The 22,227-nt window shown below is 58.9% G+C and carries 19 protein-coding genes and 1 other RNA gene; 8 read left to right on the top strand and 12 right to left on the bottom strand.

What is annotated here, in order from left to right:
* Nucleotides 1–72: 72 nt before the first annotated feature.
* Nucleotides 73–381: a YhbY family RNA-binding protein gene (locus QK296_RS08400; protein WP_003176146.1), complete on the top strand. Its 309-nt coding sequence runs from the start codon at nt 73–75 to the stop codon at nt 379–381.
* Between the two features lie 9 nt (nt 382–390).
* On the opposite strand, the gene QK296_RS08395 is transcribed toward QK296_RS08400, so the two are convergent.
* The 8 genes from QK296_RS08395 to grpE form a co-directional block, all read right to left on the bottom strand.
* Nucleotides 391–795: an MFS transporter gene (locus tag QK296_RS08395; protein WP_282390804.1), complete on the bottom strand. Its 405-nt coding sequence runs from the start codon at nt 793–795 to the stop codon at nt 391–393.
* 28 nt (nt 796–823) lie between these two features.
* Complete coding sequence (gene greA, locus QK296_RS08390) at nt 824–1,300, bottom strand: transcription elongation factor GreA (protein ID WP_032873232.1); 477 nt, start codon at nt 1,298–1,300, stop codon at nt 824–826.
* A 2-nt stretch (nt 1,301–1,302) separates the two neighbouring features.
* Nucleotides 1,303–4,524 (bottom strand): carbamoyl-phosphate synthase large subunit, encoded by a 3,222-nt coding sequence (gene carB / locus QK296_RS08385; RefSeq protein ID WP_003194205.1) that lies wholly within the window; start codon nt 4,522–4,524, stop codon nt 1,303–1,305.
* Between the two features lie 105 nt (nt 4,525–4,629).
* On the bottom strand, nt 4,630–5,766 hold the full coding sequence (carA, locus tag QK296_RS08380) for a glutamine-hydrolyzing carbamoyl-phosphate synthase small subunit (protein WP_003194208.1): 1,137 nt from the start codon (nt 5,764–5,766) through the stop codon (nt 4,630–4,632).
* Nucleotides 5,767–6,025: 259 nt separating this feature from the next.
* Nucleotides 6,026–6,832: a 4-hydroxy-tetrahydrodipicolinate reductase gene (gene dapB / locus QK296_RS08375; RefSeq protein WP_003194209.1), complete on the bottom strand. Its 807-nt coding sequence runs from the start codon at nt 6,830–6,832 to the stop codon at nt 6,026–6,028.
* Nucleotides 6,833–6,842: 10 nt separating this feature from the next.
* A complete protein-coding gene (gene dnaJ, locus QK296_RS08370) occupies nt 6,843–7,967 on the bottom strand; it encodes a molecular chaperone DnaJ (protein WP_014719958.1) in 1,125 nt (374 codons plus the stop codon).
* 317 nt (nt 7,968–8,284) lie between these two features.
* A complete protein-coding gene (gene dnaK, locus QK296_RS08365; protein WP_003194213.1) occupies nt 8,285–10,207 on the bottom strand; it encodes a molecular chaperone DnaK in 1,923 nt (640 codons plus the stop codon).
* Between the two features lie 102 nt (nt 10,208–10,309).
* Nucleotides 10,310–10,870, bottom strand: coding sequence for a nucleotide exchange factor GrpE (grpE, locus tag QK296_RS08360; protein WP_003194215.1), 561 nt, complete (start codon nt 10,868–10,870; stop codon nt 10,310–10,312).
* 254 nt (nt 10,871–11,124) lie between these two features.
* Between grpE and recN the strand changes: the two genes are divergently transcribed.
* Nucleotides 11,125–12,798 (top strand): DNA repair protein RecN, encoded by a 1,674-nt coding sequence (gene recN, locus QK296_RS08355; protein ID WP_003194217.1) that lies wholly within the window; start codon nt 11,125–11,127, stop codon nt 12,796–12,798.
* An 85-nt stretch (nt 12,799–12,883) separates the two neighbouring features.
* Here the strand turns inward: recN and fur are convergent, their stop codons facing one another.
* A complete protein-coding gene (gene fur / locus QK296_RS08350) occupies nt 12,884–13,288 on the bottom strand; it encodes a ferric iron uptake transcriptional regulator (RefSeq protein WP_003194220.1) in 405 nt (134 codons plus the stop codon).
* A gap of 98 nt (nt 13,289–13,386) precedes the next feature.
* Here fur and QK296_RS08345 point away from each other — a divergent pair, with 98 nt between their 5' ends.
* Nucleotides 13,387–13,914: an outer membrane protein assembly factor BamE gene (locus tag QK296_RS08345; RefSeq protein ID WP_003194222.1), complete on the top strand. Its 528-nt coding sequence runs from the start codon at nt 13,387–13,389 to the stop codon at nt 13,912–13,914.
* A gap of 307 nt (nt 13,915–14,221) precedes the next feature.
* On the opposite strand, the gene QK296_RS08340 is transcribed toward QK296_RS08345, so the two are convergent.
* Both QK296_RS08340 and QK296_RS08335 read right to left on the bottom strand, forming a co-directional pair.
* Nucleotides 14,222–14,524 (bottom strand): RnfH family protein, encoded by a 303-nt coding sequence (locus QK296_RS08340; protein WP_127881943.1) that lies wholly within the window; start codon nt 14,522–14,524, stop codon nt 14,222–14,224.
* Nucleotides 14,517–14,951 carry a type II toxin-antitoxin system RatA family toxin gene (locus QK296_RS08335; protein ID WP_003194226.1) on the bottom strand — a complete coding sequence of 145 codons (435 nt, stop codon included), beginning with the start codon at nt 14,949–14,951 and terminating at the stop codon, nt 14,517–14,519. Before QK296_RS08335 ends, QK296_RS08340 begins: the two co-directional genes overlap by 8 nt.
* Nucleotides 14,952–15,118: 167 nt before the next feature.
* Between QK296_RS08335 and smpB the strand changes: the two genes are divergently transcribed.
* Nucleotides 15,119–15,601 carry an SsrA-binding protein SmpB gene (gene smpB, locus QK296_RS08330; protein ID WP_003176160.1) on the top strand — a complete coding sequence of 161 codons (483 nt, stop codon included), beginning with the start codon at nt 15,119–15,121 and terminating at the stop codon, nt 15,599–15,601.
* A gap of 27 nt (nt 15,602–15,628) precedes the next feature.
* Here the strand turns inward: smpB and QK296_RS08325 are convergent, their stop codons facing one another.
* On the bottom strand, nt 15,629–16,396 hold the full coding sequence (locus QK296_RS08325; RefSeq protein ID WP_019817955.1) for an FCD domain-containing protein: 768 nt from the start codon (nt 16,394–16,396) through the stop codon (nt 15,629–15,631).
* A gap of 252 nt (nt 16,397–16,648) precedes the next feature.
* Here QK296_RS08325 and QK296_RS08320 point away from each other — a divergent pair, with 252 nt between their 5' ends.
* The 4 genes from QK296_RS08320 (at nt 16,649) to ssrA (ending at nt 22,130) form a co-directional block, all read left to right on the top strand.
* Complete coding sequence (locus QK296_RS08320) at nt 16,649–18,343, top strand: lactate permease LctP family transporter (protein WP_003194231.1); 1,695 nt, start codon at nt 16,649–16,651, stop codon at nt 18,341–18,343.
* A 70-nt stretch (nt 18,344–18,413) separates the two neighbouring features.
* Nucleotides 18,414–21,224: an FAD-binding and (Fe-S)-binding domain-containing protein gene (locus QK296_RS08315; protein ID WP_169856672.1), complete on the top strand. Its 2,811-nt coding sequence runs from the start codon at nt 18,414–18,416 to the stop codon at nt 21,222–21,224.
* A 136-nt stretch (nt 21,225–21,360) separates the two neighbouring features.
* On the top strand, nt 21,361–21,639 hold the full coding sequence (locus QK296_RS08310; RefSeq protein WP_020301768.1) for a hypothetical protein: 279 nt from the start codon (nt 21,361–21,363) through the stop codon (nt 21,637–21,639).
* Between the two features lie 94 nt (nt 21,640–21,733).
* Nucleotides 21,734–22,130: a transfer-messenger RNA gene (ssrA, locus tag QK296_RS08305) on the top strand.
* The last annotated feature ends 97 nt before the right edge of the window (nt 22,131–22,227 follow it).

Raw genomic sequence — 22,227 nt, 5'->3', positions numbered from 1 at the left:
ACTGGGCGGTCCCGGACTCGCTCGGGTAAACTGGCCGCCGCTTTTTACAAGATCAGACGCAGGGGTCAGATTATGCCGCTCACTCAAGAGCAGAAGAAACAGTACAAATCCATTGGCCACCATCTGAAACCAGTTCTGATTGTGGCAGACAACGGTTTGACTGAGGGTGTGCTAGCCGAATTCGAGCGCGCACTGAACGATCACGAACTGATCAAGATCAAGGTCAACATCCTTGATCGCGAAGCGCGCCTGGCCGCCGTTGCAGAACTGTGCAAGGTCGGCAAAGCGGACCTGGTTCAGGTCATCGGCAAGATGGCGCTGCTGTATCGCAAGAACTTCAGCGTCAACAAGCAACTGTCGAACGTTCATCGCTTCAAATGATGAAAAGGGTCAAGGGCGTGCTTCGCGCGCCCCGCCACTCCATCCCGGCGCAGGCTGTATAACCAGCACCAGGCCAGAGAACCCTAGCACAAGATAGCTGAATAACTGCCAGCGCAACGCTTGCGGCAGCCACACATGCACCACGCAAAACATCGCGCATGCATACAGCGCCATCAACAGCAGTTGCCCGCGAATATCCCGCCACAAACTCTTCAGGCCTTCAGCCTTGACCAGCACCAACACCTGAAGTATCACGCACGTCGCCGCAAAACCCACCAGCAGCGCACTCAGCAATCCGTCGATCTCATCGATCAGCAGCGGCGCCAGGCCAATCAGGCCCAACGCCGGCAACACACCAATATGTAACAGCCATAGGCCGCCCACCCAAAGCATCTGAGAGAGCTGCCAAAGCATGGCGCCCGCACGCAGCGGGCGCCGTCTTTCAGATGTGACGAACTTCGACAATCTCGTACTCAATGACGCCGCTCGGCGTTTTCACGGCAACCACGTCGCCTTCTTCCTTGGCAATCAAGGCGCGAGCAATCGGCGAGCCGACAGAGATCTTGCCTTGCTTGAAGTCAGCCTCATCCTCACCCACGATCTGGTAAGTCACGCTTTCGTCGGTCTCGACGTTGGCGATTTCCACGGTCGTGCCGAAAATTACCTTGCCGGTATGCGGGATGGTGGTGACATCGATGATCACCGCATTCTGCATACGGCCTTCGATGTCACGAATCCGCGCCTCGACCATACCCTGCTGCTCGCGAGCAGCGTGGTATTCGGCGTTTTCCTTCAAGTCACCCAGCTCGCGGGCCGTACCGATGTCCTGGCTCAGCTTTGGACGTACGACCTTGGTCAGATGGGCGTGCTCCTCTTCCAGGGCGCGCGCGCCCTGAACGGTCATCGGGTATTTGGTTATGCTCATGCCTTCAATCCTGCGTGTAGATCCTGCAAGCGACGCACGGTCTTTTCCGGACCGAACTTCAGCGCTTCACAGATAGCTTCGCCAGCAGCAATGGTAGTGGTGCAGTAAATCTTGTGCTGCAAGGCATTACGACGAATGGAATAGGAGTCCGCGATCGACTGGCGACCTTCGGTGGTGTTGATGATCAGAGTGACTTCGTCATTCTTGATCATGTCGACCACATGCGGACGCCCTTCCGTCACCTTGTTCACGCGACGTACTTTCAGGCCGGCAGCTTCGATCAGCTTGGCGGTCCCGGCGGTAGCCACGACTTCAAAGCCCAAGTTGATCAGATCGCGGGCGACCCCTGCAACCAGTGGTTTGTCATCATCACGTACGCTGATAAACGCAGTACCGCCGGTCGGCAGCACTTCACTGGCACCCATCTGGGCCTTGGCGAAGGCTTCACCGAAGGTATCGCCCACACCCATCACTTCACCGGTGGACTTCATTTCTGGGCCCAGGATCGGGTCCACGCCAGGGAATTTGGCGAACGGGAACACTGCCTCTTTCACGCTGTAGAAGTTCGGAATGATTTCCTTGGTAAAGCCGATTTCCTTCAGGGTCTTACCGGCCATCACGCGAGCGGCGATCATGGCCAGGGACACACCGATGCACTTGGACACAAACGGTACGGTACGCGAAGCACGCGGGTTGACTTCAATGACGTAGATATCTTCGCCTTGCAGCGCCAACTGTACGTTCATCAGGCCGACAACGCCCAGCTCGAGGGCCATTTTCTTGACCTGTTCGCGCATCTCATCCTGGATGTGCGCCGGCAGCGAGTACGGCGGCAGGGAGCACGCGGAGTCACCGGAGTGAACGCCGGCCTGCTCGATGTGCTGCATGATCGCGCCGATCACGACGTCAGTACCGTCGCAGACCGCGTCCACGTCCATTTCGATGGCGCAGTTGAGGAAGTGGTCCAGCAGCACCGGGCTGTCGTTGGAGACTTTCACCGCATCACGCAGGTAGCGCTTGAGTTCTTCTTCTTCGTAGACGATTTCCATCGCCCGGCCGCCCAGTACGTAGGACGGACGCACCACCAGCGGGTAGCCGATCTTGCTGGCCGCACGAATGGCTTCGTCTTCGCTGCGCACGGTGGCGTTCGGCGGCTGACGCAGGTTCAGGCGCTCAACCATTTGCTGGAAACGCTCACGGTCTTCGGCACGGTCGATAGCATCCGGGCTGGTGCCGATGATCGGCACGCCAGCGGCTTCGAGGGCGCGCGCCAATTTCAGCGGGGTCTGGCCGCCGTACTGGACGATCACGCCTTTAGGCTTCTCGACGCGGCAGATTTCCAAGACGTCTTCCAGGGTTACCGGCTCGAAGTACAGGCGGTCGGAAGTGTCGTAGTCAGTGGAAACCGTTTCCGGGTTGCAGTTGACCATGATGGTCTCGTACCCGTCTTCGCGCAGGGCGAGGGCGGCGTGTACGCAGCAATAGTCGAACTCGATGCCCTGGCCGATACGGTTCGGACCGCCACCCAGGATGATGATCTTGTCGCGGCCCGTCGGCGCGGCTTCGCACTCTTCTTCATAAGTTGAGTACATGTAGGCCGTGTCGGTGGCGAATTCTGCGGCGCAGGTGTCAACGCGCTTGTAGACCGGGAAGATATCCAGCTTGTGGCGATGAGTGCGCAGGTTCTTCTCGGTCACACCCAGCAGCTTGGCCAGACGCTGGTCGGAGAAACCTTTGCGCTTGAGGCGGAACATCAAGTCGCGATCGATAGACGACAGACCCAGCGTCTTGACCTTCTCTTCTTCTTTGATCAGATCTTCGATCTGCACCAGGAACCACGGGTCGATCATGTTCATGCCGAAGATATCTTCGACGCTCAGGCCGGCACGGAAGGCGTCAGCCACGTACCAGATACGCTCGGCGCCCGGCACGGTCAGCTCGCGCTTGAGGATGCTCATGCTTTCCGGGTTGCTCAGGTCGAGCTTCTCGTCCAGGCCGCAAACACCCACTTCCAGGCCGCGCAGAGCTTTCTGCAGGGATTCCTGGAAAGTACGGCCGATTGCCATGACTTCACCGACCGACTTCATCTGGGTGGTCAGGCGCGCATCAGCCTTGGCGAATTTCTCGAAGGCAAAGCGCGGCAGCTTGGTCACGACGTAGTCGATAGACGGCTCGAAAGACGCCGGCATAGCGCCGCCGGTGATTTCGTTTTGCAGCTCGTCCAGGGTGTAGCCGATAGCCAGCTTGGCAGCGATACGCGCAATCGGGAAGCCAGTCGCTTTCGAGGCCAGCGCCGAAGAACGCGATACACGTGGGTTCATCTCGATCACGACCATGCGGCCGGTGTCCGGGCAGATGCCGAACTGGACGTTGGAGCCGCCGGTTTCAACGCCGATCTCGCGCAGTACCGCCAGGGAGGCGTTACGCAGGATCTGGTATTCCTTGTCGGTCAGGGTCTGTGCTGGCGCCACGGTGATCGAGTCACCGGTGTGCACGCCCATCGGGTCGAAGTTTTCGATGGAGCAGACGATGATGCAGTTGTCCTTCTTATCGCGGACAACCTCCATCTCATATTCTTTCCAGCCGATCAGGGATTCGTCGATCAGCAGCTCTTTGGTCGGCGACAGGTCCAGGCCGCGAGCGCAGATTTCTTCGAACTCTTCACGGTTGTAGGCAATACCGCCACCGGTGCCGCCCATGGTGAAGGACGGACGGATGATGCACGGGAAGCCCAGGGTCTCGAGGACCGCGTTGGCCTCTTCCATGCTGTGGGCGATACCGGAACGTGGGCACGCCAGGCCGATAGACTTCATGGCCTTGTCGAAACGCGAACGGTCTTCAGCCTTGTCGATGGTGTCGGCATTGGCACCGATCATCTCTACGCCGAACTTTTCCAGGACGCCTTCGCGCTCCAGGTCCAGGGCGCAGTTCAGAGCGGTCTGGCCACCCATGGTTGGCAGCAGCGCGTCCGGACGCTCTTTCTCGATGATCTTGGCAACGGTCTGCCACTTGATCGGCTCGATGTAGGTGGCGTCGGCCATGGCCGGGTCGGTCATGATGGTGGCCGGGTTGGAGTTCACCAGGATGACGCGATAGCCCTCCTCGCGCAGGGCTTTACAGGCCTGGGCGCCGGAGTAGTCGAATTCGCAGGCCTGGCCGATCACGATCGGGCCAGCGCCGAGAATCAGGATGCTTTTTATGTCTGTACGTTTTGGCATGGGTTTGTCACTCAAATCCGCAGGTCAGTCGGCAAGCCGTCTTGAACAATCTTTGAAGAGCCTGCAGGGGCCACCGCAATCCGGGGCCGCCCGCAGGCCACTCAGTCAGCGTCGCTTGGCCATCTCATTGATGAAACGGTCGAACAGTGGCGCTACGTCGTTCGGGCCCGGGCTGGCTTCAGGGTGGCCCTGGAAGCTGAACGCGCTCTTGTCGGTGCGCTCGATGCCTTGCAGGGAACCGTCGAACAGCGACTTGTGAATGGCGCGCACGTTGCTCGGCAGGGAGGCTTCATCCACCGCAAAACCGTGGTTCTGGCTGGTGATCATCACAACGCCGGTGTCCAGGTCTTGTACCGGGTGGTTGGCACCGTGGTGGCCGTGGCCCATTTTCAGGGTCTTGGCGCCGGAGGCCAAAGCCAGCAACTGGTGGCCAAGGCAGATGCCGAACACCGGAATCTCGGTCTCCAGCACATCCTTGATGGCCTGGATAGCGTAGTCGCATGGCTCAGGGTCACCCGGGCCGTTGGACAGGAACACGCCGTCCGGCTGCATCGCGAGCACATCGCTGGCAGGGGTTTGCGCGGGTACCACGGTCACGCGGCAGCCACGCTCGACCAACATGCGCAGGATGTTGTACTTGACGCCGTAGTCATAAGCCACCACGTGGTAAGGCAGATCGGCAGCCTCGATAGTCGCGTGGCTGTCGGTCTTCAGATCCCACACAGTGGAACGCCACTCGTACTTCTCTTTGACGCTGACGACTTTCGCCAGGTCCATGCCCTTCAGGCCAGGGAAACCTTGCGCCGCGGCAATCGCCGCCTCTTCGGAGATATTGTCACCGACCATGATGCAGCCGTTCTGCGAGCCTTTTTCACGCAGGATGCGCGTGAGGCGGCGCGTATCGATACCGGCGATCGCCACAACGTTGTTGGCTTTCAGGTAATCGGACAGCGACATCGTGTTACGCCAGTTGCTCGCAACCAGTGGCAGGTCACGAATCACCAGGCCCGCCGACCAGACACGATCAGACTCGACATCTTCCGGCGTGGTGCCGGTGTTGCCGATGTGCGGATAGGTCAGGGTAACGATCTGTTGGGCGTAGGAAGGATCGGTAAGGATTTCCTGATAGCCGGTCATGGCGGTGTTAAACACCACCTCTCCAACGGTTTGACCGTCGGCTCCAATGGCTTCGCCGCGAAAAATGCTGCCATCAGCAAGGGCGAGTATGGCTGGCTTAGTCAAGAAGACCTCCCGTAAATAAAGCCTGAAAGGGCGATCGCAGGTTGTAAAAAAGCGGAGTGACGTATGGACACGTCACCCCGCTTCTTCACTGAATTATTCTGCGCGCTTTTAGTGGACACACTAAAGCTGTAGCTTACAGAAAAAGGCTTTTTTGGTCCACCGCTAATGAGCCTTAAAGGCAGGGGAATGCGACAGGACGTCGCCTAGCGGGTAAAAACAGGGCCACAGGATAATCCTGAGGCCCCGTTTTAGCTACTGCTTAGTGCAGGTCCAGCACGTCACGCATGTCGTACAGGCCCGGCTCACGCCCTTCCAACCAGAGTGCAGCACGCACTGCGCCCTTGGCGAAGGTCATGCGGCTGGAGGCTTTGTGGGTGATTTCCAGGCGCTCACCTTCGGTGGCAAACAGCACCGTGTGATCACCGACCACATCACCACCGCGCACGGTCGCGAAACCAATGGTGTCACGCGCACGCGCACCGGTATGGCCCTCACGCCCGTACACCGCCACTTTCGACAGATCGCGACCCAGCGCATCGGCAATGGCTTCACCCATGCGCAAGGCCGTGCCCGAAGGCGCGTCGATCTTGTGGCGATGATGGGTCTCGATAATCTCGATATCCGCTTCATCCCCCAGCACACGCGCCGCCAGGTCCAGCAACTTCAGCGACAGGTTCACACCCACGCTGAAATTGGCCGCGAAGACGATCGGAATATCCTTGCCCGCCTCCACCAGCAACTGTTTCTGCTCGGCACTCAAACCGGTCGTGCCGATCACCATGGCCTTGCCTGCCTTGCGGCAGAAGGCCAGATTTTTCAGCATCACTTCCGGCAGGGTGAAGTCGATCAGCACGTCGAATTCGTCCGCCACCTGCTCAAGGTTGCCAGACAGCGAGACACCGATGCGACCCAACGAGGCCAACTCACCTGCGTCCGCGCCGATCAACGTACTGCCTGGGCGAACAATCGCCGCCGTCAGCCCGGAGGCCGGCGAGCGTTGCTGCACCGCCTCGACCAGCGTCTTGCCCATGCGCCCGGCAGCGCCCATTACGGCTATACGTCGCATATTCAGATCCTTACAGGTCGCCGAAGAAGCGTTTTACACCGTCGAAGAAGCCCGTAGTCTTCGGCGAGTGCGAGTCATCGCCTTCCAGCGAGCTGCGGAACTCTTCCAGCAGTTCACGCTGACGACGATTCAGGTTCACCGGGGTTTCCACCGCCACACGGCACATCAGGTCGCCAGCACCGCCACCGCGCACGGGCGCAACGCCTTTGCCACGAATGCGGAACTGCTTGCCGGTTTGAGTCCCCTCGGGAATCTTGAGCTTGACCCGACCATCCAGCGTCGGAATCTCCAGCTCGCCACCCAGGGCCGCATCAACAAAGCTGATCGGCACTTCGCAGAACAAGTGCTTGCCGTCACGCTGGAAGATCGAGTGCTCGCGCACATTGATCACCACGTACAGGTCGCCTGTAGGGCCACCCTGGGCACCCGCCTCGCCTTCGCCCGACAGTCGAATACGATCACCGGTATCCACACCCGCCGGCACTTTCACCGACAGCGTCTTGTACTCTTCGACGCGGCCTTCGCCGTGGCAGGAGTCGCACGGATCGGAAATGATCTTGCCCTGGCCATGGCAACGCGGGCAGGTTTGCTGCACCGAGAAGAAGCCCTGCTGCATGCGTACCTGCCCGATACCGCCGCAGGTCGGGCACGTGATCGGCGAGGAGCCTTTCTTCGCACCCGAGCCGTCGCACGGCTTGCAGTTGACCAGCGTCGGCACACGGATATTGACACTGGTGCCGCGCACGGCTTCTTCCAGGTTCAGCTCCAGGGTGTAACGCAGGTCGCTGCCGCGCTGAGGGCCGCCACGCTGACCGCCACGGCCACCGCCGAAGAAGTCGCTGAATACGTCGCCGAAAATATCGGAGAAGTTCTGGCCACCAAAACCGGCACCGCCGCCGCCCATGCTCGGGTCGACGCCAGCATGGCCATATTGGTCGTAGGCCGCACGCTTATTGGGATCACACAGGCATTCGTAGGCCTCGTTGGCCTCTTTGAACATCTCTTCGGATTCTTTGTTATCCGGATTACGGTCCGGGTGATGCTTCATCGCCAGGCGACGGTAGGCTTTTTTCAGCTCCGCCTCGCTGGCGCCACGCTCCACACCCAATACTTCGTAATAGTCACGCTTTGCCATAAGTCTTTGCACTCTTAAGGACGTTCGACCTGGCCCTCCTGAACCCTGCCAAACTCGTTGAGCCCCAATACAGGCCCGGACCCAACTCACGTCAATTCAACGATCCTGGTCATTACTGCTTTCAGCCAGGGACCCGGCCAAAAACGCGGTGACTGTCATTCGGAAAGCAGGAGCATTCCCGTTCACACCGCCAGCATCCGAGCGTTGTCGCATGCTGTAAAAATTCGCATACCCCAGACACGCCAACGCGGGAGCAAGCTCCCGCGCGGCGACATCCTACCAGTCACCGCTTGTGTGCGGTCAACCGGGCGACCAAGTTACTTCTTCTGGTCGTCTTTAACTTCTTCGAACTCGGCATCGACAACGTCGTCGTGCTTGGCTTCAGGTTCTGCTTGTTGCGCAGCGCCGTCAGCCGGCTGGCCTTGTTCGGCGTACATTTTCTGAGCAACTGGCGCGGAGACTTTCGACAGCTCCTCAACCTTGGCTTCGATGGCAGCCTTGTCGTCGCCTTTGATGGCGGCTTCCAGGGCAACCACTGCCGCTTCGATTGCGGTTTTCTCTTCGTCGGTCACTTTGTCGCCAGCATCAGCGATCATTTTGCGCGTCGAGTGAACCAGCGCGTCACCCTGGTTACGGGCGCCCGCCAACTCTTCGAACTTCTTGTCCGCTTCAGCATTGGTTTCAGCATCACGGATCATCTGTTGAATTTCTTCATCAGACAGGCCGGAGTTGGCCTTGATGGTGATCTTCTGCTCTTTGCCGGTGGCCTTGTCTTTCGCGCCGACGTGCAGGATGCCGTTGGCGTCGATGTCGAAGGTCACTTCGATTTGTGGCACGCCACGTGGTGCTGGTGGAATCTCAGCCAAGTCGAACTTGCCCAGGGACTTGTTCTGCGCAGCTTGCTTACGCTCGCCCTGCAGCACGTGGATAGTCACGGCGCCCTGGTTGTCATCGGCAGTCGAGAACACCTGGGATTTCTTGGTAGGAATCGTGGTGTTTTTCTCGATCAGCGCAGTCATCACGCCACCCATGGTTTCGATACCCAGGGTCAGCGGGCTTACGTCCAGCAGCAACACGTCTTTCACGTCACCGGCCAGTACGGCACCCTGGATGGCAGCACCCATGGCAACGGCTTCGTCCGGGTTCACGTCTTTACGAGCTTCTTTGCCGAAGAACTCGGTGACCAGCTTCTGAACCAGTGGCATACGGGTCTGACCGCCCACCAGGATCACGTCGTTGATAGAGCCAACGTCGATACCGGAGTCTTTCAGCGCGATACGGCAAGGTTCGATGGTGCGCTGAACCAGGTCTTCAACCAGTGCTTCGAGCTTGGAACGCGAGATTTTCACGTTCAAGTGCTTAGGACCAGTGGCGTCTGCTGTGATGTACGGCAGGTTCACGTCGGTCGACTGAGCGGAAGACAGCTCGATCTTGGCTTTTTCAGCGGCTTCTTTCAGGCGCTGCATGGCCAGCGGGTCACCTTTGAGGTTCATGCCGCTTTCTTTCTTGAATTCGTCAACGAGGTAGTCGATCAGACGAATGTCAAAGTCTTCACCACCCAAGAAGGTGTCGCCGTTGGTGGCCAACACTTCGAACTGGTGCTCGCCGTCAACTTCTGCGATCTCGATCACGGAGACGTCGAATGTACCGCCACCCAGGTCGTAAACGATCACGGTGTGATCGCCCTTGGCCTTGTCCATACCGTAAGCCAGAGCAGCTGCGGTTGGTTCGTTGATGATACGTTTTACATCCAGGCCCGCGATGCGGCCGGCGTCTTTGGTGGCCTGACGCTGGCTGTCGTTGAAGTAGGCCGGAACGGTGATCACCGCTTCAGTCACTGCTTCACCGAGGTAGTCTTCGGCGGTCTTCTTCATCTTTTTCAAGATTTCAGCCGAGATTTGTGGCGGCGACATCTTCTGGCCGTTCACTTCAACCCAGGCGTCACCGTTGTCGGCCTTGGCGATTTTGTAAGGCACCATCTTGATGTCTTTCTGTACGACTTCTTCGTCGAACTTACGACCGATCAGACGCTTTACCGCGTACAGGGTGTTGTGCGGGTTGGTCACTGCCTGACGCTTGGCCGATTGGCCGACGAGGATTTCACCGTCGTTGGCGTAAGCGATGATCGACGGGGTGGTACGTGCGCCTTCGGCGTTTTCAATAACTTTTGCAACGCCGTTTTCCAGCACGGAGACGCAGGAGTTGGTAGTCCCCAGGTCGATACCGATAATTTTGCCCATGATTTACTCTCCCGAAACTTGAATTTGGTTGCCGCAGCAGTTTTGGCTAACTGCGGTAGCACTTAAACGCTTGACTTATAAATGGGGGCCTTGCGGCGTATTTCAAGCCTGCTCATCAATAGAAGGTGCAACGGGTGCAGGAGCCTTGCTCACCACCACCATTGCCGGGCGCATCAGGCGACCGTTGAGCTGGTAACCCTTCTGGAACACCTTGATCACGCTATTGGGTTCCAGGTCATGGCTTTCCTGCATGGCCATGGCTTGGTGATGCTCAGCATTGAACGGCTCGCCGGCTTGCGGATCGATCGCTTCCAACTGATAACGCTTCAGGGTGTCCTGGAACATTTTCAGGGTCAGCTCAATGCCTTCGCGCATTGGGCGGATGTTTTCGTCGTCCGGGTTGGACAACTCAAGACCACGCTCCAGGCTGTCGATGATCGGCAGCAGGTCACCGGCGAATTTTTCCAGCGCGAACTTGTGAGCCTTCTCTACATCCTGCTCGGCACGGCGGCGGACGTTCTGCAGATCGGCGGCAACACGCAACGATTGATCCTGCGCAGCGGCCAATTGCTCTTCGAGCACTTGCACACGAGTCGCCAGTTCATCACCGGCAGCCGAATTGGCGTCTGGAGTTTGCGTATCCTGCGTCTGTTCGTCAGCCATAGATTTCTCCTTTCAAAATCATGCGCGAACTCAACTCGCGCTTCTGCTCCGGTATATGGGGCCACAATTTTCAGGTTCAAGGGCGCAGGCGTTACCAAAAGTCTTTCGATTGACCTGGATCATTTCCTTCACGCTCATTCCACATCGCGCTAAAAAAAATCGCGACTCAAGCAAATCGAGCTAAGCACCAGGATTGTCAGGCTTGAACAAAACACTGTATAAATAACCAGACCTAAAGCCTGGGAGCGGCCGTCATGCTCGTGCACCTGTCTGTACATAACTACGCCATCGTTGAGCACCTGGATCTTGAACTGGATCGCGGGATGAGCGTAATCACAGGCGAAACCGGCGCCGGCAAGTCGATCATGCTCGACGCCCTCGGCCTGACCCTCGGCGACCGCGCCGACAGTGGCGTGGTACGCCCTGGCTCCGACAAGGCCGACATTCTGGCCACCTTCGACCTGGCGGACATCCCCGAAGCCGAGGCATGGCTGGCCGAACGCGACCTTAATAATGAAGGCCCCTGCATTCTGCGCCGGGTGATCACCGCCGAGGGGCGCTCCCGCGGCTATATCAACGGTACGCCTTGCCCACTGGGCGACCTGAAAGCCCTGGGTGAATTGCTGATTGATATCCACAGTCAGCACGAACACCAATCCCTGTTGAAAACCGATACCCACCGCCGCCTGCTCGATGAGTACGCCGGCGCCACCGATCTTTCCCGGCAAGTTCAGCTGGCCGCCCAACGCTGGCGCCAGACACGCCAGGAACTGGAACGCCTCTCCAACTCCGGCGACGAACAACGCGCCCGCCACCAGTTGCTCAGTTATCAACTGGAAGAGCTCGAGAGCCTGGGCCTGGGTGAAACCGAGCTGGAACAGCTTGAGCAGGAACACAAGAACCTGACCAACGCCGAAACCCTGCTGGGCATCTGCCGCCAGGTGGTCGAACAATGTAGCGAGAGCGACTCCGGCAATGTGCTCAACGCACTGACCGCCAGCCTCAATCGCCTGTCCAGCGTGAACAATGCTTCTGGCTCGCTGAGTGAAGCGACCACCCTGCTGACCAGCGCGCAGATCCAGGTTGAAGAGGCCGTGGGCGAACTCAATCGTTTCCTGGATCACTTCGACGCCGACCCAGCTCGCCTGCAGGAAATAGAGGAGCGCCTGGACACTATTTATACCCTGGCTCGCAAGCATCGAATCCAGCCGACTGAAGTCGCCACCATGCAGCAGAAACTGCTGGATGAAATCGAAACACTCAACGCGAACGACGAATCCATCGAGCGCCTGGGCGAAGAGCTCGCTTCGTTTGCCCGTCATTATCAGGAAAAGGCCCGGGAGCTGAGCGCCCTGCGCCAGCAAGCAGCCACCAGCCTGGCCAGCGCCGTTGAGCTGGAAATCCAACGCCTAGGCATGCCAGGCGGGCGCTTCACCATCGAGCTGCATCCCAACGCCAGTCAAGAATTGCAGCCCCATGGGCTGGAGCACGTCGAACTGCTGGTGAGTGCCAACCCCGGCCAACCGCTCAAGGCCCTGGCCAAAGTGGCCTCCGGCGGCGAACTGTCGCGCATCAGCCTGGCGATCCAAGTGATTACCGCCCAGACCTCACGGGTACCCACATTGGTATTCGATGAAGTGGATGTGGGCATTGGCGGGCCGACCGCGGAAATTGTTGGCCAATTGCTGCGTCGCCTGGGGGATCGCGGCCAGGTGCTTACGGTGACTCACTTGCCGCAAGTGGCAGCCCAAGGGCATCAGCACCTGTTTGTGCATAAGGTGCGCGGTAGCGACGCGACACACACCGCCGTCTCCAAGCTGAACAAGTCGGAACGGGTGGAAGAAGTGGCGCGGATGCTTGGTGGTATCGACTTGACCAAGGAGTCCTTGGCTCACGCGAAAAAAATGGTGGTGGCCGCGAAGGCCTGAAGCGATATTTTCCACTCCATAGAAAGCACGAAGGCGACCCGAGGGTCGCCTTCAATCGTTTCGCAAAGCAAAACTGCGTCGATTTTTACTTTTTCTTACGGATGTACAACACGAGATTGTGATCGACCAAATCGAACCCATGCTCCTCAGCAATCTTGTGCTGCAGCGCTTCGATTTCAGGGCTGGTGAACTCGATAACCTCATTGGTATCCAGGTCAACCATGTGGTCATGGTGACCACCGTCAGCCAATTCAAACACCGCATGACCGCCGTCGAAATTATGACGAACCACCAGCCCTGCGGCTTCAAACTGGGTCAGTACACGGTAGACCGTGGCCAGGCCGACGTCCTCGTTAGACTCCATCAGCGCCTTGTAAACGTCTTCGGCACTCATGTGGCGCTGCTCAGCAGAATCGAGCATTTGTAGAATCTTGACTCGTGGCAGAGTCACTTTGAGACCGGCTTTGCGTAGTTCGCTATTTTCAACCATGGTTAGCTTTCTCGCGGATGCTGCTTCGCAGCTTCTCTTAATACGGGTATGATCGGCGTTTACGTTGTCCCAGCCAAGATAGTGGAAGTCGCCCACCGATGCAAAACACCAAGCTCTTGCTAACCAGTTTCACCTTTGTGGGACTGCTCGCACTCGCCGGTTGTTCATTCCCCGGGGTTTACAAAATCGACATCCAGCAGGGCAATGTCGTCACGCAGGACATGATAGACCAGTTACGCCCGGGAATGACCCGACGGCAAGTACGGTTTATCATGGGTAATCCCCTGCTGACCGACACTTTCCATGCCGATCGCTGGGATTATCTGTACAGCCTGCAGCCTGGTGGCGGTGAACGCCAGCAGGAGCGCGTCAGTGTCATCTTCAATGGCAATGACCAGCTCGTGAGCCTGTCCGGTGACTTCATGCCCGGCGTAAGCCGCGATGAAGCCTTGCTGGGCAAGGACAGCGGCACCAACGTGACCGCCCCTGCGCAGGAAGCCGAAAAACCAAAATCCGAGGTACCGGCCAAGCCAGGTTCGTTGCTGGACAGCATCCAGAAAGACATCGACAACGTGGAAACCGTGCCCGTGCCGACGCCTGAGCCTCTGGACACCAGCCCGCAATAATTTTGCGCTCGATAAAAAGCCCGGCATGCCGGGCTTTTTGTTGCCTGCCATTTACATAGGCATCTCTACATAACCTTGGTGCGACGCTGAACCTGTGGGAGCTGGCTTGCCTGCGAAAGCGATCTGACAGTCAACCAGGATCCTGGATCAGATCGAGTACATATCCGCTATCGGAACCGCCCCCTTCCACATTTGGATCGCGGGTATCAGGTAGATATGCGCTGGCTATCAGGGCGTCATCGCAGGCAAGCCAGCTCCCACAGTTGGATCGCGGCGCTCCAGATAGCTAGGCTGCCATTTGGCAAGTTCAAGAATTCGCTTGCCTGGCCAATGCCGCCTTGGCCGCGCGTAGCCTGCGCACCTCTTTAGGGTCGGCCAGCAAAGGCCGGTAGATCTCAATACGGTCGCCCGCTTGTACGCAACGCGCCCCGGCATCCACGACAACCTTGCCAAATATACCCAGCGGGCAATCAGCCAGATCAACGTCAGGAAAATGCGCCGCTATTCCCGACGCCCGCACCGCCTCGCGCAAACTAGTGCCTTCAGCCACCTTTACCCCCAGCAACACCTGGCGATCCTCAGCGGCGAACACCACCTCAATCTCAACCATGCAGTTGCTTGGCGCGCTGACAGAACGCGTCCACCAGGGTATTGGCTGCCTGATTGAACAAAGGCCCCAACGTCGCACGAACAATCGGCCCGGCATAATCAAACGAAAGATCCAGGCTGATCTTGCAGGCCTTGTCCGTCAACGCCTTGAACACCCACACACCGTGCAGTTGGGTGAACGGCCCTTCCTGCAGGTTCATTTCAATGGATTGACCCGGCACCAGCACATTGCGCGTCACAAAATGCTGGCTGAGGCCGCCCTTGGCCACCCCCACACTGGCAACCATGTGCTCGTCACTGCTCTCCAGAACCTCGGCCGTCGAGCACCAAGGCAGAAACTCTGGGTAACGCGCCACGTCGTTGACCAGGTCATAGAGCGCCTGCGCCGGGTAGGGCAACAGGGCCGAACGTTGAATATGCGTCGTCATGTGAGCGTTACTTCCACTGCTTAAGGCAAACATCGCGAAAGAACAGCCCAATCCGCGAGAGAAAAAAACCAAAGAACTGCCCGCATTGTCCGGGATTCGTCCAACTCGCTCAAGCACACAGGTTGACCGTAGCCGACACGCTCGCAACTCCCTATAATGCCGCCCCTATGGCTAAACAAAAGAAACACCCCACAGGGACCATCGCGCAAAATAAAAAAGCGCGACACGATTACTTCATCGAACATCGGTTCGAGGCTGGTCTGGTCCTGGCCGGCTGGGAAGTAAAAAGTCTGCGTGCCAGCAAGCTGCAACTGGTCGACAGCTATGTGCTGCTCAAGGATGGCGAGGCATGGCTGCTTGGCAGTCATATCACCCCGCTGACCACCGCGAGCACCCACGTGATTGCCGACCCGGTGCGTACGCGCAAGTTGTTGCTCAATGCCCGCGAGCTCGAAAAACTCGCCGCAGCCGTGCAGCAAAAAGGCTACGCGTGTATCTGCTTGTCCTGGTACTGGAGCAAGCACCTGGTCAAATGCGAGATCGCATTGGGCAAGGGCAAGAAGGAATACGACAAGCGCGACACCGAACGCGAGCGCGATTCCAATCGCGAGCTGCATCGCGCCGTGCGCAACAAAGGCAAGGAAGAGTAATCCTTGTGACGGTGTAGCCCAGGCGGGCTACATCCCTTTGCGCCGCTCCGCCCGAGCCACGCGTTGAACCTCCTGACGCACCTCCTCCAACACCTCCTGCACATACAGCAGATGCCGTGTCGAGACGTCGCGCGCCTGCTCGGCCCGCCCCTCGATGATGGCCAGGTACAAGTCCCGATGCTGATTGATCAGCATGTCGCGGGTCTCAGTACGCTGCTGGTACATGCCACCAATATTCGTCACCACGTTACGCTTGAGCAGGTCGAACAGCCCGCGAATGGTGTGCAGCAACACGGCGTTATGACTGGCTTCGGCAATCGCCAAGTGAAACCTTGCATCCGCAGCACCCTCCTCCACTCGGCTCACTTCGTCGGCGCGCGCATAGCAATCCTGCAACGTTTCAAACGCTGCGGTCAGCCGTTCACGGTCGACTTCCGTGGCGCGTAACGCCGCGTAATAAGCACACGAAGCCTCAAGGGTCTGGCGAAACTCCAGCAGATCGCGTTGCGCTTCGGGATTGCTTTCCAACAAATGCAGCAGCGGATCACTGAAGGTCGAACCCAGGGAGTCCACCACATAGTTGCCACCGCCCTGGCGACTGACCAGTAACCCCTTGGCCGCCAGCTTCTGAATCGCCTCACGCAACGATGGGCGCGACACACCAAAGCGCTCAGCCAGCGCGCGCTCGGCCGGCAAGCGCTCGCCCGACTTCAGCGTACCCTCGAGAATCATGCCCTCAAGCTGCTCGACAATATCGTCAGACAAACGGCGCTGACGCACCTGATCAAACCCCATAACTCAACTCTCCACCATCCCGACCACTCGCCGGGGCCCCTATTCTGGCCTATCGACGTGCCGGCAGCACCTATCAGAACGCCTTCAATTTCGCTGATCAGAACGCCCCCCCTCCCGACCTACGACCAAAGTTTCGCAGGCGGCAAATTGACACACCCCTGCCCAGCCTCTTAATCTAGCCCACAGCGATTGTAAATTGGTATTACCAATTACCCAAGCTCACCAAACAACAACAATCAGGGGCCACCCCATATGCAAACCTGGCAACAGCTTTACAGCCCACTCGGCAGCCTCGGCCTGTCCGCACTGGCCGCCGTCATTCCCATCGTATTCTTCTTCCTGGCGCTGGCCGTGTTCCGCCTCAAAGGCCATGTGGCCGGCAGCATCACCCTGGCCCTGTCGATCCTGGTCGCCATTTTCGCCTTCCAGATGCCGGTAGACATGGCGCTGGCTGCGGCCGGTTATGGTTTTGCCTACGGCCTGTGGCCCATCGCCTGGATCATCGTCGCGGCGGTATTCCTGTACAAATTGACGGTCAAGAGCGGCCAGTTCGAGATCATTCGCAGCTCCGTCTTGTCGATCACCGATGACCAGCGCTTGCAGGTGCTGCTGATCGGCTTCTGCTTTGGTGCCTTCCTGGAAGGTGCCGCCGGTTTCGGCGCGCCCGTGGCGATCACCGCCGCGCTGCTGGTGGGCCTGGGCTTCAACCCTCTGTACGCCGCCGGCTTGTGCCTGATTGCCAATACCGCGCCCGTGGCTTTCGGCGCATTGGGCATTCCGATCATCGTCGCCGGCCAGGTCACCGGTATTGATGCGTTCAAGATTGGCGCCATGACCGGCCGCCAACTGCCGCTGCTGTCGCTGTTCGTGCCGTTCTGGCTGGTGTTCATGATGGACGGCCTGCGCGGCGTTCGCGAAACCTGGCCGGCAGCCTTGGTGGCGGGCTTGAGCTTTGCCGTCACCCAATATTTCACCTCCAACTTCATTGGCCCAGAGCTGCCGGACATCACCTCGGCACTCGCCAGCCTGATTGCCCTGACGCTGTTCCTGAAAGTTTGGCAACCCAAGCGCACCGCAGGCGCACAAATTGCCGGCGCCACCTCCAGCGTAGCGGTTACTTCCAGCGCCGGCGGCTTCGGTTTGCCACGCAACACCGTGGTTTCGCCCTACAGCCTGGGGCAAATTTTCAAGGCCTGGTCGCCATTCCTGATCCTCACCGTACTGGTGACCATCTGGACCCTCAAACCCTTCAAGGCCCTGTTCGCCGCGGGCGGTTCGATGTACGGCTGGGTATTCAATTTTGCGATCCCGCACCTGGACCAACTGGTGGTTAAAGTCGCGCCCATCGTGACCAACCCAACCGCCATCCCGGCCGTCTTCAAGCTGGACCCGATTTCTGCCACCGGTACTGCAATCTTCTTCTCGGCACTGATCTCCATGCTGGTACTGAAAATCGACATCAAAACTGGTCTTACCACTTTAAAAGAGACCTTCTACGAGCTGCGCTGGCCGATCCTCTCCATCGGCATGGTGCTGGCATTCGCGTTCGTCACCAACTACTCCGGCATGTCCTCGACCATGGCCCTGGTTCTGGCCGGCACCGGTGCAGCCTTCCCGTTCTTCTCGCCATTCCTCGGCTGGCTGGGAGTTTTCCTGACGGGCTCCGATACCTCATCCAACGCCCTGTTCAGCTCATTGCAAGCCACCACTGCACACCAGATCGGCGTCAACGACACCCTGCTGGTAGCCGCGAACACCAGCGGTGGCGTGACCGGCAAAATGATCTCGCCGCAATCCATCGCCGTGGCCTGCGCCGCCACCGGCCTGGTGGGCAAGGAATCCGATCTGTTCCGCTTTACCCTCAAGCACAGCCTGTTTTTTGCCACCATCGTCGGGCTGATCACCTTGGCGCAGGCGTACTGGTTCACCGGTATGCTGGTGCACTGAGACCTGCACGTAATAGGGTAAGAATCGACGCCGGGGCATCCTTCCGGCGTCTGCTATTTCTGGAGGACCGATGAGCCTGCCTGCTGCTTTCCTGAGCGACGTCGCACAACTGATCCCGCAAGATCGCCGCTTCGACGATCCACTTTCCACCCTCGCCTTCGGCACCGACGCCAGCTTCTACCGACTGATCCCACAACTGGTGATCCGCGTGGAGTCAGAAGACGAAGTGGTGACACTGCTGCAACTGGCCCAGCGCGACCGCGTGCCGGTGACCTTCCGTGCCGCAGGCACCAGCCTCTCGGGCCAGGCCATCAGCGACTCGGTGCTGATCGTGCTGGGTGATAACTGGAACCACCGCGAAATTCGCGGGCAAGGCACCCAGATACGCCTGCAACCCGGCGTGATCGGCGCCCAGGCCAATGCCTGGCTCGCACCGTTCGGGCGCAAGATCGGGCCGGACCCAGCGTCTATCAATGCTTGCAAGATCGGCGGAATCGTCGCCAACAACGCCAGTGGCATGTGCTGCGGCACGGCGCAAAACACTTACCACACCCTGGCGGGCATCCGCCTGGTGCTGGCTGATGGTAGCCGCCTGGACACCGAAGATGCCGCCAGCGTGCAAGCCTTCCGCCAGTCACATGGCGCACTGCTTGAAAGCCTGGCCCTACTAGGTCGCCAGACAAGGGCAAATACTGAGCTGGCGGCAAAGATCCGCCACAAATACCGTCTGAAAAACACCACCGGTCTGTCACTCAATGCCTTGGTGGATTTCGATGACCCGCTGGATATCCTCAGCCACCTGCTGGTCGGCTCCGAGGGCACCCTGGGGTTTATCAGTGCCGTCACCTACGACACGGTGATCGATCACCCCAATAAAGCCTCGGCGCTGATCGTCTTCCCGGATGTCGAAACCTGCTGCAATGCCGTCACCGTGCTGAAAACCCAGCCAGTCTCAGCTGTTGAACTGCTTGACCGACGCAGCATGCGCTCGGTGCAGGACAAACCGGGTATGCCTGCTTTCGTACAGCATCTATCGGAAAACGCCTGCGCACTGCTGATCGAATCCCGCGCCGCTTCGCCCTCACTGCTGCACGAACAACTGACGCTGATCATGGCGTCCCTGGCGGCGTTTCCCGTGGAGAAACAAGTCGACTTCACCGAAGACCCACTGGAAAACGCACGCCTGTGGGCCATCCGCAAAGACACCTTCCCCGCCGTAGGCGCCGTACGCAAAACCGGCACCACCGTGATCATCGAAGACGTGACCTTCCCGGTAGAACAACTGGCGATTGGCGTGAACCGCTTGATCGCACTGTTCGACAAACACCACTACGACGAAGCCATCCTTTTCGGACATGCCCTGGAAGGCAATCTGCACTTTGTGTTCACCCAAGGCTTCAACAGCAGCGAAGAAGTCGCACGCTATCAAGTGTTCATGGACGACGTTGCGCAACTGGTGGCCGTGGAGTTCGGTGGCTCGCTGAAGGCTGAACACGGCACCGGCCGCAATATGGCGCCGTTCGTTGAACTGGAATGGGGCAGCGACGCTTATCAACTGATGTGGCAACTCAAGCGCCTGCTCGACCCCAACGGCATCCTCAACCCGGACGTGGTGCTCAGCGAAGACCCGCAGATCCACCTCAAACACCTCAAGCCGTTGCCCGCCGCCGATGAGCTTGTGGATAAGTGCATCGAATGTGGTTTCTGCGAGCCGGTGTGCCCGTCAAAAGGCCTGACCCTGAGCCCGCGCCAGCGCATCGTGATCTGGCGCGATATCCAGGCGAAAAAACGCGCAGGCGTGGACACCACCGAACTGGAAGCGGCCTACCACTACCAGGGCATCGACACCTGCGCCGCCACTGGCTTATGCGCGCAACGTTGCCCTGTAGGCATCAATACCGGCGACCTGGTGAAAAAACTGCGCAGCCGCGAGGCCGACCGTACGAAAACCGCCGACTGGCTCGCCAGCCATTTCGCCACCGCGCTGCAAGGTGCGCGCTTTACCCTGCACGTCGCCAATGGCGCACGCATGCTGCTGGGCGCCCCACGGCTGGCCAGGCTCTCGAGCACGCTGACCAAGCTGTCCAAAGGGCAAATTCCGCAGTGGACCAACGCCATGCCACAGCCCGAAAAAGCCATCCGCTTCAGCCCGGCAGTGGCGGATACGCGCCCGCGCGTGGTTTACCTGGCCGCCTGCGTCTCCCGCGCCATGGGCCCGGCAGCCGGTGATAAAGAGCAAATGTCACTGTACGACAAAACCCGCCAGTTGCTGGAAAAAGCCGGCTACCAGGTAGTCTTCCCCGACAATCAGGACAGCCTCTGCTGCGGCCAACCCTTCGCCTCCAAAGGCTACGCCGAGCAGGCCGAACACAAGCGCCAGGAACTGATCGGCGCCCTGCTCCACGCCAGCCGCGGCGGCCTCGACCCGATCTACTGCGACACCAGCCCCTGCACCCTACGCCTGGTGCAAGAGTTGGGAGAAACGCGCCTGGACCTCTACGACCCCGTGCGCTTTATCCGCACCCACCTGATGGACCGCCTCGACGTCACACCCCAGGAAGCGCCCATCGCCGTGCACGTCACCTGCAGCACCCAACACTTGGGCGAAAGCCAGGCACTGATCGAACTGGCACGCCGCTGCGCCAAAACCGTGGTGATCCCCGAAGGCATTCATTGCTGCGGCTTTGCCGGCGACAAAGGCTTCACCACCCCGGAGCTCAACGCCCACTCCCTGCGCTCACTCAAAGACGCCGTGCAATATTGCAGCGAAGGCATCTCCACCAGCCGCACCTGCGAGATCGGCTTGAGCCAGCATGGCGGCATCGACTACCACGGCCTGGTCTACCTGGTAGACCGCGTCACCCGCGCCCGCCCCCACTGACCCGGCAAAAAAACCGAACCCTCGCGCACCGGCGCAGTCATCTGCATAGGCCTCGACCAACGAGGCCAATCAGTGATGTCGCTGGCAGCGGTTGCCCGCCAGCAGCGTCGAGCCCTTTTGCGCAAGGAGACACCCTATGAAGCGTTCCGCTCTTGCTGGCTTGTTCATGACCGCTGCGATGCTCGCCTCCCCCGCTTTCGCCGCCGGTGACAAAGACCTGTGCCAGATCAACCTGGACAAAATCAACAACGGCAAAGCCCTGCTCGCCACCGACACCAGCGGTAAAAGTGGCGAAATAGACACCGCCGTCTCCCAGGCCAAGGCCGCCCACGCCGCAGGTGATGAGAAGAAGTGCATCGAAATCACCTCCAAGGCCCTGCAAGACCTGCAGAACAGCGAGAAAGGCGGCCAGTAAGCGAGAGGGCCAACCTTCGGGTTGGCCTTCGCTGACGTTTTGGCGTACACTGCACAGGCTTGTCACTCACTAAGAAACAACGAGTTACAAGCACGGGGCCGTTTAGGATTCGACGCCGGTCGCGAAACTTTAGGTGCATGCCGAGTTGGTAACAGAACTCGTAAATCCACTGTTGCAACTTCTTATAGTTGCCAATGACGAAAACTACGGCCAGGAATTCGCTCTCGCTGCGTAAGCAGCCTTAGCCCTGAGCTTCTGGTACCTTCGGGTCCAGCAATCACCAGGGGATGTCTGTAAACCCAAAGTGATTGTCATATAGAACAGAATCGCCGTGCAGTACGTTGTGGACGAAGCGGCTAAAACTTACACAACTCGCCCAAAGCACCCTGCCCTTCGGGTCGCTGAGGGTTAACTTAATAGAAACGGCTACGCATGTAGTACCGACAGCGGAGTACTGGCGGACGGGGGTTCAAATCCCCCCGGCTCCACCAAATGATCAAAAAAAGACGTCCACGGACGTCTTTTTTTGTGCCTGTGATCCAGTAAATACGCGGCTTCCAGCGCTTTTGCGGTCTTTTGAGATTTTCT

Source organism: Pseudomonas sp. AL10 (genome assembly GCF_029960685.1).
Taxonomy (GTDB): Bacteria; Pseudomonadota; Gammaproteobacteria; order Pseudomonadales; family Pseudomonadaceae; genus Aquipseudomonas; species Aquipseudomonas lactis.
This window is presented reverse-complemented; position numbering and strand designations above follow the sequence as displayed.

Excerpts from the sequence above, each read along its gene's own strand:
- QK296_RS08400 (WP_003176146.1), top strand. The coding sequence starts at position 73 with ATGCCGCTCACTCAAGAGCAGAAGAAACAGTACAAATCCATTGGCCAC.
- QK296_RS08395 (WP_282390804.1), bottom strand. The coding sequence starts at position 795 with ATGCTTTGGCAGCTCTCTCAGATGCTTTGGGTGGGCGGCCTATGGCTG.
- carB (WP_003194205.1), bottom strand. The coding sequence starts at position 4,524 with ATGCCAAAACGTACAGACATAAAAAGCATCCTGATTCTCGGCGCTGGC.
- dapB (WP_003194209.1), bottom strand. The coding sequence starts at position 6,832 with ATGCGACGTATAGCCGTAATGGGCGCTGCCGGGCGCATGGGCAAGACG.
- dnaJ (WP_014719958.1), bottom strand. The coding sequence starts at position 7,967 with ATGGCAAAGCGTGACTATTACGAAGTATTGGGTGTGGAGCGTGGCGCC.
- dnaK (WP_003194213.1), bottom strand. The coding sequence starts at position 10,207 with ATGGGCAAAATTATCGGTATCGACCTGGGGACTACCAACTCCTGCGTC.
- grpE (WP_003194215.1), bottom strand. The coding sequence starts at position 10,870 with ATGGCTGACGAACAGACGCAGGATACGCAAACTCCAGACGCCAATTCG.
- recN (WP_003194217.1), top strand. The coding sequence starts at position 11,125 with ATGCTCGTGCACCTGTCTGTACATAACTACGCCATCGTTGAGCACCTG.
- fur (WP_003194220.1), bottom strand. The coding sequence starts at position 13,288 with ATGGTTGAAAATAGCGAACTACGCAAAGCCGGTCTCAAAGTGACTCTG.
- QK296_RS08345 (WP_003194222.1), top strand. The coding sequence starts at position 13,387 with ATGCAAAACACCAAGCTCTTGCTAACCAGTTTCACCTTTGTGGGACTG.
- QK296_RS08340 (WP_127881943.1), bottom strand. The coding sequence starts at position 14,524 with ATGGTTGAGATTGAGGTGGTGTTCGCCGCTGAGGATCGCCAGGTGTTG.
- QK296_RS08335 (WP_003194226.1), bottom strand. The coding sequence starts at position 14,951 with ATGACGACGCATATTCAACGTTCGGCCCTGTTGCCCTACCCGGCGCAG.
- smpB (WP_003176160.1), top strand. The coding sequence starts at position 15,119 with ATGGCTAAACAAAAGAAACACCCCACAGGGACCATCGCGCAAAATAAA.
- QK296_RS08325 (WP_019817955.1), bottom strand. The coding sequence starts at position 16,396 with ATGGGGTTTGATCAGGTGCGTCAGCGCCGTTTGTCTGACGATATTGTC.
- QK296_RS08320 (WP_003194231.1), top strand. The coding sequence starts at position 16,649 with ATGCAAACCTGGCAACAGCTTTACAGCCCACTCGGCAGCCTCGGCCTG.
- QK296_RS08315 (WP_169856672.1), top strand. The coding sequence starts at position 18,414 with ATGAGCCTGCCTGCTGCTTTCCTGAGCGACGTCGCACAACTGATCCCG.
- QK296_RS08310 (WP_020301768.1), top strand. The coding sequence starts at position 21,361 with ATGAAGCGTTCCGCTCTTGCTGGCTTGTTCATGACCGCTGCGATGCTC.